The 13,324-nt window shown below is 62.5% G+C and carries 10 protein-coding genes; 6 read left to right on the top strand and 4 right to left on the bottom strand.

From position 1 onward, the window contains the following. Nucleotides 1–105 precede the first annotated feature (105 nt). On the bottom strand, nt 106–2,388 hold the full coding sequence (locus AC07OO_RS19480) for a response regulator (RefSeq protein WP_495083802.1): 2,283 nt from the start codon (nt 2,386–2,388) through the stop codon (nt 106–108). Nucleotides 2,389–2,551: 163 nt separating this feature from the next. Between AC07OO_RS19480 and AC07OO_RS19475 the strand changes: the two genes are divergently transcribed. The 4 genes from AC07OO_RS19475 to ggt are packed head-to-tail and all read left to right on the top strand — an operon-like array spanning nt 2,552 to nt 7,519. Further along, complete coding sequence (locus AC07OO_RS19475; protein ID WP_495083801.1) at nt 2,552–3,037, top strand: hypothetical protein; 486 nt, start codon at nt 2,552–2,554, stop codon at nt 3,035–3,037. A 7-nt stretch (nt 3,038–3,044) separates the two neighbouring features. After that, a complete protein-coding gene (locus AC07OO_RS19470; RefSeq protein WP_495083800.1) occupies nt 3,045–4,319 on the top strand; it encodes a tetratricopeptide repeat protein in 1,275 nt (424 codons plus the stop codon). Nucleotides 4,320–4,348: 29 nt separating this feature from the next. Next, on the top strand, nt 4,349–5,746 hold the full coding sequence (locus AC07OO_RS19465; protein ID WP_495083799.1) for a patatin-like phospholipase family protein: 1,398 nt from the start codon (nt 4,349–4,351) through the stop codon (nt 5,744–5,746). Nucleotides 5,747–5,791: 45 nt separating this feature from the next. After that, entirely contained in the window at nt 5,792–7,519 is a 1,728-nt protein-coding gene (ggt, locus tag AC07OO_RS19460) for a gamma-glutamyltransferase (protein WP_495083798.1), read from the top strand. Here ggt and AC07OO_RS19455 read toward each other — a convergent pair. Beyond that, on the bottom strand, nt 7,513–8,661 hold the full coding sequence (locus AC07OO_RS19455) for a hypothetical protein (protein ID WP_495083797.1): 1,149 nt from the start codon (nt 8,659–8,661) through the stop codon (nt 7,513–7,515). The genes ggt and AC07OO_RS19455 overlap by 7 nt on opposite strands. A gap of 99 nt (nt 8,662–8,760) precedes the next feature. Here AC07OO_RS19455 and AC07OO_RS19450 point away from each other — a divergent pair, with 99 nt between their 5' ends. Together AC07OO_RS19450 and AC07OO_RS19445 are read left to right on the top strand one after the other, a co-directional pair. Next, a complete protein-coding gene (locus AC07OO_RS19450; RefSeq protein ID WP_495083796.1) occupies nt 8,761–9,456 on the top strand; it encodes a DNA alkylation repair protein in 696 nt (231 codons plus the stop codon). A gap of 144 nt (nt 9,457–9,600) precedes the next feature. After that, nucleotides 9,601–11,046 (top strand): DASS family sodium-coupled anion symporter, encoded by a 1,446-nt coding sequence (locus tag AC07OO_RS19445; protein WP_495083795.1) that lies wholly within the window; start codon nt 9,601–9,603, stop codon nt 11,044–11,046. 115 nt (nt 11,047–11,161) lie between these two features. Here the strand turns inward: AC07OO_RS19445 and AC07OO_RS19440 are convergent, their stop codons facing one another. Both AC07OO_RS19440 and AC07OO_RS19435 read right to left on the bottom strand, forming a co-directional pair. Next, nucleotides 11,162–12,043 (bottom strand): hypothetical protein, encoded by an 882-nt coding sequence (locus AC07OO_RS19440; RefSeq protein ID WP_495083794.1) that lies wholly within the window; start codon nt 12,041–12,043, stop codon nt 11,162–11,164. Nucleotides 12,044–12,049: 6 nt separating this feature from the next. After that, nucleotides 12,050–13,240, bottom strand: coding sequence for an aminotransferase-like domain-containing protein (locus tag AC07OO_RS19435; protein ID WP_495084116.1), 1,191 nt, complete (start codon nt 13,238–13,240; stop codon nt 12,050–12,052). Between the last annotated feature and the right edge of the window lie 84 nt (nt 13,241–13,324).

Raw genomic sequence — 13,324 nt, 5'->3', positions numbered from 1 at the left:
TCTGCTCAATCTCGGTCAATATAGACCGATTCGCCCCGGTTTGGGAATCCATGTCGCCCCGGCGACAAAATGCACCGAAAAAGCCCACGCTAGGCGGCGTTGGGCTCAGCCGTGGTTTGCCTGCGCGGTGGGGATGTAGCGGGTCAATAGCGCCACCAACTGTGTCAAATCAAAAGGCTTCCCAATATGATCGTTCATGCCCGCAGCCAGACAGGCCTCGCGGTCCGATGGCATGGCATTGGCGGTCATTGCGATGATGGGCAGCTCGGTCAAGCCCAGTTGCTGGCGTATCAGTTGGGTCGCGCCATAGCCGTCCAGTACCGGCATCTGAATGTCCATCAACACGGCATCAAACGGCGGGTTCGCCGCAGCCACGGCATCCACACCCAATTGCCCGTTTGCGGCCAACGACACCTGGGCGCCCTCGGTCCGCAACAACTCCTGCGCGACCTGCTGGTTGATCAGGTTGTCCTCCACCACCAGCAGGCGTAGCCCCTGCAAACGGCGGGGCCTGCCTGAACGGCCCGGCTTGCGCAGACCGGTGCCGGCCGTATTCGTGTGCAAGGCCGCCCCATGCAGCATGGAGGCCGTAACGGGCCTGGCCAAAAAACCGTCGAGCATGTCCTGCTCTTGCGAGGGGCGTTGGGACAGGGCCGTACGGTTGTACGACGCAACCATCACCACCAAGGGTGGGTTGCCACCCAGACTTTCGCTGAGCAGACGAATCTGGGCCAGCGTCTCCCATCCATCCATGCCGGGCAAGCGCCAGTCCAGCAAGACCACCTGAAATGGAAAGCCACCAGCCTGCCCTTGGCTGCGTATCAGCTCCAATGCCTGCTCGCCACTGGTGGCGATCTGCGTCGGCCAGGCCCAGGCGCGCGTCATACCGGCCAGGTTTTCGGCCGCCAGCGCGTGGCTATCCACCACCAGCACCGTGCGGGGCGATCCGACTGGCGGGACCAATTGGCAACCCGCCCCTTCCGCAGCACCCAGCGCCACCGGCAAGTCCAGCACAAAGCTAAAACGGCTGCCTTGCCCCAGCACGCTGTGCAGTTGTAACTTGCCGCCCATGGCTTCGACCAGTCGCTGGCTGATGGCCAAGCCCAGACCACTACCGCCATAGCGCCGCGTCGTCGAGGCCTCAGCCTGCGAAAAGCCGGAGAAGATATGGCCCTGGTTTTCGGGGGCAATACCGATGCCGGAGTCCTGCACCGCGAACTCCAACGTGGCGATGCGCTCCTGCAGCTTGCGCAAGCGGATGGACAGCACGACCTGCCCCTGGGTCGTGAATTTGACGGCATTGCCGCCCAGGTTGACCAAGACTTGGTGCAGGCGCAGAGCGTCGCCCACCAGCATGGGTGGTACCTGCGCCTCCACATCAAACAACACGGCCATGTTCTTGGTGCCGACGTTGGCGGACAGCACCACAGACAAATCCCGCAGCAAGCGCTCGAGGCTAAACGGCTGCGGATCCATGGACATCTTGCCGGCATCGACCTTGGAGAAATCCAGGATGTCATTGAGCAGGCCCAGCAGCGACCGGGCCGCCCCCTCGGTTTTGCTGGTGTAGTCCTGCTGGCGGTTCGTCAGATCTGTGTTCTGCAGCAGGGACAGCATGCCCAAGATGGCATTCATCGGTGTACGGATTTCATGGCTCATATTGGCCAAAAACTGGCTCTTGGCCAGGCTATTGGCCTCGGCCATGTCGCGGGCCTGGGCCAAGTCATTTTGCAGGCGCGCACTGACCGTCAGCGTCACCATGATGGACAGCCACACATTGAACAGAATCGCCCAAAAATACGGCGCCACAAAGAGCGCACTGGGCGACTGCAAGTATGAGGTAGCGCCAGCGTTTTCTATGGCGGGAAAAACGCGCCCCACAAACAGGCCCACGCCGGCAAAGTAAATCAGGCTCGTGATGCGGTTGGCGATACGCAAAGGTGATGGCCCGGTATGGCGGTCATGGCGCCAGAATTCAAACCCCGTCAGGGCCAACAGTGGTGTCAGCACGGCCGACACGATCAGAATGCGTGCCAACAAATTGGCTTGCACCACGGTAAACCAGGTCAGCGCGGCGAAGGCAAACACACTGAGCAGCCAGATGCCGCGCCGGGGCTTTGGCAGGCGCACCATACCGCGGGAACCCATATACATGAATGTCATTCCCACCGTCAGCAGGGTATTGGCCACGGCTGCGGACACTACATCAGGAATGGTCCCCCGCAGGCCCACCAGCAGCGTGCTCAGCGCGGCCAGGCCGGAGCCCAACGCCCAATCCCTCAGATGCCGCTCCTTGGGCACCAAACGCGCAACCACGATCGACGAAAACGCGAACACCAGCGAACTGACGGCTGTGATGATCGACAGGGTCCGAATGTCAAAGTTCATAGGCCCAAGCCATGGGGTGAATCCGTATCATTGTCTCTGCCTGCATTGTGCTACGCGCAGCTCGATTTACACACCGACACATTGCACTTGCCGCAGTGCAGCGAACGGCTGCCAGAACCGGTGTAAAGTTCCGCCCACGTTCAACCCATAAGGCTCTCTTTTTATGTCTACGATCCGTATTCTGTCCGCCTCCCTGCTGGCCGCCTCCCTGTTGGTGCAGCCCGCCATGGCCCAAAACAAAGACAAGGCCGCTATCGGCAAATCCGTCGCCGAATTTCTGAAGGTGTCGCAAGACCTGGCAGCCGCCCTGACCGACCTGACCAAGCGCACAGGCACCGCATCCCCCAATGACAAGGAGATGCTCAAACTGGTGACCCACCAGCTCGGTCTGGTTGATGCGACCGCCGATGGCGTGGTTGCCCTGGGCGTGGTAGCCGCCGAAATGCGCGATGGCAACGACATGGCTGTGGCCAAGAAGCATTTGGCAACCCGCTGCACCGCGCTCAAATCACTGGCCGACGCCACCGGCAAATACGTAACCAGCGTGGCACCCAATATCGCCGCCGTGGCAACGGCCGCTGAGGTCAACAAGGCCCGCGACCTGGTGGTGGCAATGAGCCAGCACCCCCTGTGCGCCGGTGGAAAGTGATGCTGCAATGACGAAGCAATCCACTGTGCGGGCCATCCGCCTCTCCGCCCTGTTGGCATGCCTGCTGGCCGCCGCGCCCATGGCTTGGTCCCAGACTGCGGCGGCACCGGCTGCCGGGTCGTCTGCACCGGCCGTGCCCGGCATCCGAGCCGATCTGCGTACGCTGCTGCTGGACGCGCAAAACCTGATGGGCGAAAAGAAATTCCCGCAGGTCAAGGAAAAGCTCCAGCTCGCCAACGCGCTGGCCGACAAGACGCCTTATGAAACATACGTCACCTCCCGGGTGGCCCTGTCACTGGCCATTGCCGAAGACGACGCCCCGAATGCCAGCAAGATGCTGGAGCAGGTGCTGCAGCTCAACGCCACCGGCGCCTGGCTCAAACCCGAAGAAACCCTGCCACTGATGCAGGCCGTGGGCATCACCTACTACCGTGTCAAGGATTACGCCCAGTCCGCCGCCTGGATGGACCGCAACATCAAAGCCGGTGGCACCGACCAGGCTGTCAAGGACACCCGCGTGCAGGCCTACCTGCTGGCCGGCAACTTGGCGCGCGGCAGCGAGTTGATCAACGAAGAGATCGCTGCCAGCGAGCAGGCCAAGAAGGCGCCGCCCCAGGCCTACCTGGAAAACCTGGCGCAGGCCCGCAACAACCTCAAAGACACGGCCGGCTACACCCGCGCTCTGGAATTGCTGGTGCAGTACTACCCCAACAAGGACCACTGGCGCTCGTTGATCAACCGCCTGTGGGGGCGCTCGGATTTGGCCTCGCGCCTGCAGCTCGATGTGTTCCGCCTGGCGTTCTATACCGGCACCCCCGAAGAAGCCACGGACTACACCGAGTACATCGACTTTGCGTCCAAGGCCGGATTCTCTGGCGAGGCCCTGCGCGCCTACGACCAGGGCGCAGCCGCTGGACAACTGGGCAGCGCCGATGCGCACAAGAAGCTGCGCGCCAAGCTGGTCCAGGAGAACGAGCAGGACAAGAAGACCATGGCTGCCGACACGGCCGCTGCGCTGAAGAAGCCCGATGGCGTGGCTTTGTTCAACATCGGCCTGAACATGGTTGGCATGCAGCAGTTCGACAAAGGTCTGGAACTGATGGAAAAGGGCATTGCCAAGGGCATCGCGCGGCGTCCCGAAGACGCACGCCTGCGCCTGGGCGTGGCCTACATCCAGGCTGGCCAGAACGACAAGGCCCAGCAAACCCTGGCCACAGTGTCCGGCCCCGAAGGCCTGACCGAACTGGTGCGCTACTGGACCTTGGCCGCACGCAAGCCATAAGCGCAGTGCACTGAAAGGGGCTTTGGCACGTGCTGAAACGGCTGCTTGCCGCTGGGCTGGTGTTGTTGATGGGTGGCTGCGCCTCGCTGGTGCCGCCACCCGAGCCGGCCAAACCCCTGGACTCCGTCAATCCCAAATACGGTTATCGCTTCTCCAACCTCGCACCCGGGCCTGACAATAGCGACGGCCTCTTCATGGTCGTGGCATTCTCGGGCGGTGGCACACGCTCGGCCGCGCTGGCCTATGGCGTACTGGCGAAGCTACGTGATACACCCATACGCTGGAACGGCAAGCCGCGCCGCTTGCTGGACGAGATCGACGTCATCAACTCCGTCTCTGGCGGTAGCTATGCGGCAGCCTATTACGGCCTGTATGGCGATGCTTTTTTCAAGGATTTCCCCGAGCAGTTCTTGAACGCCGACTTCCAGACCGAGCTATGGGACCGCTATATCTCGGTCACCGGCATGACCCAGGTCATGGGCTGGTCCACCAATGACCGCGTGGATCTGCTCAGCGCCATTCTGGAGCGGCGCCTGTTCGCCCACAAAACCTTTGCCGACCTGCTAGCGCGCAAGACCCGCCCCCTGGTCGTGATCCATGCCACCGATCTGAACAGGGGCGCCGATTTCCAATTCACGCAGGACCAGTTCGACCCGCTGTGCACCGATCTGTCCACGCTGCCGCTGGCACGGGCCGTGGCGGCTTCCAGTGCAGTGCCCATCGTATTCGGACCGGTGGTGCTGAAGAACTACGGCGGCCGCTGCGGCTATAAGCGCCCGAGCTGGGTGCAGCCCGCATTGACTGGGCCGCAAGACCAGAGCTGGTCGCTGCGGGCGCAGCGCCATGCTGCCGATGTGGACTCCTACCTGGACTCGAGCCCCGAGACCGGCCGCCCTTGGGTCCACCTGATCGACGGTGGCATCTCTGACAACCTGGGCCTGCGTGGACCGTTGGAGTCCAGCCTGGCACGCGGCGGCTTTGCGCCCCTGCTCAAGCGCATGGGCGTGGGCGGCGTGCGCAAGGTGGTGTTCCTGGTGGTCAGCGCAGAGGTGTTGCCCGAATCGGGTATAGACCAATCCGGCGAGGCCCCCAGCATTCGCCAAATGGCATCGCGCGTGCTGGACGCGTTGATGAACAACATCTCGTTCGAAACCCAGACCTGGCTGCGCTCCAGCTTCCACTACTGGCGCGAAGAGGCCCGTACTCTGGTGGGTACGGCCGATAGCCCTTATGACGGCATGCCAGACTTCTACCTGATAGAAACCAGTCTGCGCGATATTGCCGACCCCGCCGAGCGCAAGACCATGATGGCCATCCCCACCACCTTCAAGCTGGCCCCCGAGCAAGTACAGTCGTTGGAACAAGCGGGGCGAACACTGCTGGAAAACGCACCGGAATTCAAGCGTCTGGTCAAAGACCTGCAATAGCCCCCTTCATACCCTCAACCGGAGACACCCATGAGAATGATGTTGATGAAAGCCCCCTCACTGAAACTGGCCTGGGCCAGCGCCGCTGTGGCCCTGTGCTGCTCTACCAGCCTGCACGCAGCCTCGGTCGCGCCCGTGGCAGCCGAGCATGGCATGGTGGTCAGCGCCCAGCACCTGGCCACCCAGGTCGGTGTCGACGTGCTCAAGAAAGGCGGCAATGCCGTAGATGCAGCCGTGGCCGTGGGTTATGCGCTGGCCGTGGTCTACCCGGCGGCCGGCAACCTGGGCGGCGGCGGCTTCATGACACTGCAACTGGCCGACGGCCGCAAGACATTCCTGGATTTCCGCGAAAAAGCCCCGCTGGCCGCCACACCCAATATGTACCTGGACGCCAATGGCAATGTGGTCAAGGGCCTGAGCACCCATGGCTACCTGGCCGTGGGGGTGCCCGGCTCGGTGGCCGGCTTTGAGATGGCCCGCACCAAGTACGGCAGCATGGGCCGTGCCGCATTGATCGCGCCCGCCATTGCCCTGGCCGACAAGGGCTTTGCGCTGGAACAAGGCGATGTAGACATGCTGCGCACCGCCACCAACGATTTCCGCAAAGACGCGCCTTCAGCCGCCATCTTCCTGAACAAAGGTGAGCCCTTCGCCCCCGGCCAGAAACTGGTGCAGAAAGACTTGGCCAAAACCCTGCGCCAGATCAGCCAGCGCGGGACAGACGGCTTCTACAAAGGCGCTGTCGGCAAAGCGCTGGTGACCGCCAGCACGGCTGGCAAGGGCATCTTGGCCCAGGCCGACCTGGACCAGTACACCGTGCGTGAAATGGCACCGGTGGAATGCGATTACCGGGGTTACCACGTCGTATCCGCCCCGCCCCCCAGCTCCGGCGGTGCCGTCATCTGCGAAATACTGAACATCGTCGAAGGCTACCCGTTGAAGGAACTGGGCTTTCGCTCGGCCCAGGCCGTGCACTACCAGATCGAAGCCATGCGCCACGCCTATGTGGACCGTAACAGCTACCTGGGTGACCCGGACTTTGTGAAGAACCCGCTGGACCGACTGCTCAGCAAGGCCTATGCCGCCAGCGTACGTTCCGCCATCGACCCAGCCAAGGCCGGCGTGTCGCAAGAGATCAAGCCCGGCGTGGCCCCCCATGAAGGCAGCAACACCACACACTACTCCATCGTGGACAAGGACGGCAATGCGGTGGCTGTCACCTACACGCTGAACGACTGGTTTGGCGCCAAGGTCACGGCGGCGGGCACCGGCGTGCTGCTCAACAACGAGATGGACGACTTCACGGTCAAGGTCGGTGTGCCCAATATGTATGGCTTGGTGCAGGGCGAGGCCAATGCCATTGCCCCCGGCAAACGCCCTTTGAGTTCCATGAGCCCCACCATCGTCAGCCGCGATGGCAAGCCCGTCATCGTGGTGGGTACGCCCGGCGGCAGCCGCATCATCACGGCCGTCACGCATACGCTGCTCAACATCATCGACTACGGCATGAACGTGCAAGAAGCTGTGGACGCTCCCCGCTTCCACCAACAATGGCTGCCCGACCTGACCAATGTGGACACCTTCGGCATCAGCCCTGATACCCGCAAGCTCCTGGAGGGCATGGGCCACAAGCTGGGCAACCCCCAACCCGCCAACCACCTGGCTGCCATCCTGGTGGGTGCGCCATCACTGGAGGGCAAGCCGGTCGGTAACAACCGCTTCTATGGTGCCAACGATCCGCGGCGCAATACGGGCTTGGCCAAAGGCTATTGAGCAAGCGCTGGCGTGGCGGCTACTGCCACGCCACGCCGGGACTTCTCAAGGTAGGCACTGACAACCAGCGCATAAAAAAGCGGAAAGGCCAACGACAGGTTGCGCAACTCGTCCCGGAAGCCGATGAACAGCAGCAGAAAGGACGATCCCAGCAAGGCGAAGCAGGCTGCAAAAGCGATGTGCCTGGGCGCGTATTTCCAGCCATAGACATAACCCAGGGCCAGCAGGGGCAACAAGGCCAGACGGGGGAAGAAGAAGCCCCTGCCAATATGGTCGCCCACCGCCCACCAGTTGCCCGTTGTAGACCAGAATTGCAAATTATCGAACAGGGCCAGGCCAATGGCGCTGCCCTGGTTGCCGGCATACCGGAATTGGATGGCCTGCGACAACAGCGCCAGCGAACACACCAGCGGAATACACCAGATTGCGGTTTTCTTCGTCCCCCACTGTTGGTGCCAGATAGGTAGCAAGAAGACGGCATATACCCAGGCAGTCTCCTTGTTGATGACTGCCAAGACCAAGACAACCACCAACACCACAAAGCGCTGGGACAGGCAGGCATAGAGCGCCAGACTCAGCAGCAGCAACTCCGAGAAGTCATAGAAATAGCCACCATTCAGAAAGCTCAACGGCAGGCACATGACCGCAAACACCGGTGCGCTTTCCCGCACCACGCTGACGGCACCATTCGCACCCTGCGCCAAATGCGATGCCACCATGCGTAGCACGTACAGGGAGAGCAACAAGCTGACCCAGCACAGGTAGTACATCAAGACGTAACCGACGCGATACTCCGGGTCCTCCCAGTCCACGCGGGCCTGCTGGGTCATGGCTGGCACCAGCTTTTCGTACTGCGCGATCAGTGGCTGTACGTAAAACCGATGAAACTGTGGCGCAATGGCTTCGCTGAGAAACTGCTTGGCCGTCGCCGGCAGCGCGGAGCGGACGGCATTGACCGTTTCCGGCATCAAACGCCTGAAGACGACCGGCTTGTGGGCCGTGCCGTCCAGCGCAACCCGCAGGCTGTTCCAATTCGTGCCGTCCAGGAAGCTCCAGTTCATCAAGAAGGTGCTCAACAGCATGGTGGTCACCACCACGTAGAGCAAGAAACGAGAAAAGTGCTGAATGATTTTGTCGGCCATGCGATCGTCCGCGCTGAGGTTGGAGGCGGCCCGTGTGCCGTGCAGAATCCACGGTATTCTGTGCGCTGTAGTGGCCGAAATTATGCCAGTGTGAAAGTGATGCCCAATACCCCAACCCGCCTGGAAGCCGCCCTTGCTCTGATCCACGACCATGCCCGTCCACAAGAGCTGGAAGGCATGGCCCGCTTTGGCATCACCGGCGACGGGCGCTTGGGCCTGTCGGTGCCGGCCATGCGGGGCATTGCCCGTACGCTGGGGCGTGACCATGCGCTGGCACAGGCCTTGTGGGACACCGGCATTCCAGACGCCCGCATCGTGGCCAGCATGGTGGCTGAGCCGGCGCTGCTGACGGCGCGCCAGATGGACGCCTGGGTCAAGGGCTTTGCGGCCTGGGACGTCTGCGACCAGACCTGCCTGAACGCATTTTGCAAATCACCGCTGGCTTGGCGCAAGGTCGAGGTCTGGGCTACGCGGCAAGACGAGTTTGTGCGCCGCGCCGCCTTTGCGCTGCTGGCCACACTGGCCGTGCACGACAAGAAGGCCAGCGATACCAGCTTCGTCGCCGCCCTGGCGCTGGTAGAGGCGGCCGCCCACGACGAGCGCAATTTTGTGAAGAAGGCGGTGAACTGGGCGCTGCGCGGCATCGGCAAACGCAACGCCGCGTTGCGCGCTGAGGCCATTGCGGCGGCGCTGCGTATCCAGCAGCAGGGCTCCAAGCCGGCACGCTGGATTGCGGCCGATGCGCTACGCGAACTGGCGCCACAGCAGCAGAAGACGGCCGCCCCGGCGGGTTGACCGTCCAACCGCCTCGGTGTTTTCCCTAGGTTTGGCCCGCGGCGGCTCGGCTGACAGCCAATTGGCAGGTGGGCTGGCTATCGTGCGGCTGGAGCGCCCAACCCACCGCGCTGCACCCAAAAACAAACCGAGGAAGACAACAGCATGAAAATCAACTGGAAGGCCATTGCGCCGCTCATTGTGTGGCTGGTGATTTACCTGTGGCCCACGCCCACAGGCCTCAACGCCAACCAGTGGCACTACTTTGCCGTCTTCGCCGCGGTGATCACCGGCCTGGTGCTCGAATCCATGCCCGTGGGGGCCGTGGGCCTGGTGGGCCTGACTTTTGCGGCCGTCATGGGCTATGTAGAGCCCGACCCCAACAAATCCCTGCGCTGGGCGCTGAGCGGTTTCGCCGAGAGCACGGTATGGCTGATCGTGGGCGCCTTTGTGTTTGCCATCGGCTACCGCAAGAGCGGGCTGGGCAAGCGCCTGGCGTTGCTGCTGGTGCGCGGCATGGGGCGCAAGACCCTGGGCCTAGGCTATGCGGTCATGCTGGCCGACCTGGTGCTGGCGCCGGCTACACCATCCAACACCGCGCGCAGTGGCGGCACGGTCTACCCCATCATCAGCAACATCCCTAAGCTCTATGGCTCCGAACCCGGCCCTACCGCCGGCAAGATAGGGACCTTTGTGATGTGGACGGCGTTTGCCGCCACTGCTGTGACCAGCTCCCTGTTCCTGACCGCGTTGGCCCCCAATGCGGCGGCGCTGTCCATCGCAAAGAAGACGGTGGGCGCCGATGTCAGCTGGTCGCAGTGGGTCACCGGTTTTGCGCCGCTGGGCCTGCTGCTGGTGCTCCTGGTGCCCTTGCTCAGCTACCTGGTCTGCAAGCCCACCGTCAAGGAGAGCCCTGAGGTCGTCAACTGGGCCGCTTCGGAACTGAAAACCATGGGGCCCTTGTCGCGCAACGAATGGATCATGGCGGGCCTGGTGCTGCTGGCGATGTTTTTCTGGATCACCGGCTCCAACCCCAATATCAAGCTGCCCCTTCTGGGCGCCAACTACATCAACGCCACGATGGTGGTGCTGGTCGTGATATCGCTGCTGCTGGTGACCAAGGTGATTGACTTTGCCGACATCGTGGCCGAGAAGAATGCCTGGGAGGTGTTTTTCTATTTCACTTCACTGCTGACCCTGGCTTCGGGCTTGAACGAGATCGGTTTCATCAAATGGATTGCCGAAGGCATCTCCAAGCCCTTGGCTGGCATGTCGCCCACGCTGGCGCTGGTGCTGCTGGTAAGCCTGTTCTTCTGGATCCACTACTTCTTCTCCAGCATCACGTCCCACGCCGCGGCCGTGCTGCCGGTGGTGCTGGCGGTGGGGGCTGGCATCCCTGGTGTGTCGCTACCCATCCTGACGCTGCTGTGCTGCTACTCGCTGGGCCTGATGGGCGTCATCTCCCCCTACGCCACCGGGCCGGCACCCATGTACTACGGTAGCGGTTACATCGGCAAGAGCGACTTCTGGAAGTTTGGGCTGATCTTTGGCGTCATCTACTTTGCCGGGCTGCTGGCGATTGTGTATCCGTGGCTGCAAATGTTGGGCTAAAAAACCCATTTTGGGTTTGTTCGACTGGAAAATCGGGCATTCGGATTGAAAATGACCTCTAGCCCTCGTCAAATCTACGTATATAGCTACAAAATACGTAGCACCTGCAGAGAGACTAGATGTCCACCTCGAAATAGGCCCGTCCTCCCAGCCCATCCAGTTGCTGCAGCTGGTCTTTGAGCTGGCCCAGGATAGCCAAGGCCTTCTTCTTGGACGGGAACTTCTCCGCCGGGTCATCGACCGCGCCCAGCAGGGCCACTACCGTGGGCAGGATGTCGGCCGCCGCACTGCCCGCCTCATCCCCTTCGTCGCCCAAGGCGATGAAGTCTGACAAAGTCGGCACGCCCCGCGATTGCGCCAGCGTGTCCAGCTTGCTCCAGATCTTGCCCAGAGCTGCCGCACTCTCGTCGTCTTGATCCTCGTCCAGCTCCGGCCGCGTGACCAGGTACGTGGGGCGTGACGCCGTGCGGAACAGCGCCACCGCCTCGCGCCGGCGGTTCTGGAGGTCGCGCAGGAATTCGGGGTCTCCGATGGCTGCTAACCAGGCACTGGCAAATGCCTCTTCTTCGGCATGCATGGCGCGGGCCTCTTGCGCAATATCCGCCGGCGCCAGCGCCAGACCCAGGTATTGGGACACCATGACGGTCGCGAAGTGGGTTCTGGCATGGACCTCCAGGACCCCTACGGTATCGGGCTGGCTTTGGTACAGGGTCTTGACGCTGGCATCCATCTCTGCGCGGCTGCGCGCCATGGCATTGAGGGCCGCCACGCGGGCCTTGGAGTAGACCTCGCCCCGCGCATGGCGCTTGGCGATCGCGAATTGCATATAAGCGTCTCGCTGCACCATCAGCGCGGCCTGCAGGGTCAGCAAGTGTTCGACCTTGGCCCGCAGGTCCGGCGTGTCCGCCTTGTCCAAGGCAACAGCCAAAGCCCGCTCCTCCATGTAATGGTTGAGCGAGAGGTCTATGGGTGGTTCGTCAGCAGGGTCCAGAGGCATGGTGACCTAGATGGCTTGGCCCAGACGTGCCACACCCTCCTGGATCTTGTCCACAGGTGCCGTGGCAAAACTCAGGCGCAGCGTGGAGAGATCCGGGTTCTTGGCATAGAAGGGCTGGCCCGGCACGAAGGCCACGCCCTTTTCGATGGCGCGTTTAGCCAGCTCGGCACCGTCCTTGACCTTGCCGCCGGCACCGGTCAGGCGGGCCCAGACGAACAGACCGCCCTGGGGTTGCACAAACTCAATGGCATCGCCCAACTCCTTGCGCAAGGCGTTGCCCATGGCCAATGCGCGCTCGGCGTAGACCTTGCGCACGCGGGCCAGCGTGGCGGGCATGCGGCCGGCCTTCAGGTACTGGGCAGCCGTGGCCTGGGCAAAGGTGCTGGTGTGGGCGTCGCTGAACTGCTTGCACATCGTGGCCTTGGCCAGCAGCTCGGCCGGCGCAATGGTCCAGCCCACGCGCAGGCCGGGGCTGAGCACTTTGCTCAAGGAGCCGCAGTGCACCAGCAGCTCGCGGCTGCCGGGTACGCCAGCGCTCAGCGCCAGCAGCGATGGCGGAGGTGCATCGTTAAAGTACAGGTCGCCATAAGGATCATCCTCGACGATCAGCGTCTGGTGCTTGACCGCCATCTCCAACACCTGCTTGCGGCGCTCCAGGTTCAGCATGGCGCCGCTGGGGTTGCCAAAGGTGGGGATCAGGTAGACGAACTTGGGCTTGTGCTCGGCGATCAGGGCTTCCAGCTTATCGGTCTGCACGCCGTTGCCGTCGATAGGAGCGCTGATCAGTTCGGCACCGTACAAGCGGAAGCACTGGATGGTGGCCAGGAAGGTGGGGCCTTCCACAATGACCTTGTCGCCGGGGCTGATCAGGGTCTTGCCCAAGAGGTCCAGGCCCTGCTGGCTGCCGGTGGTGACGATGAGCTGCTCGGGTGCCAGGTCTTTGACGCCCTTGGCTTGCATGAAGGCGGCCAATTGCTCGCGCAAGGGGTTATGGCCTTCGGTGGCGCCGTATTGCAGTGTGGCGCCCGCCTCTTCAGTCAGGGCCGCATTGACGGCTTCACGTATGCCTTCCACGTCGAACATGGCCGGGTCGGGGAAGCCCCCGGCGAAACTGATGATGCCGGGCTTACCCAGCAGCTTGAAGAGTTCACGGATGGCGGAGGTTTCGACGTTGTCTAGACGACTTGCAAATTGGATTGGCATGGAGGGGGACAGAAGTTGGGGGGTGAAATGGGCCTAATCTGCAATGGTAGCGCCTGGGCGCCACAAGCCCCTAGAAAC

The organism is Rhodoferax sp. GW821-FHT07G04 (genome assembly GCF_059418585.1).
This window is presented reverse-complemented; position numbering and strand designations above follow the sequence as displayed.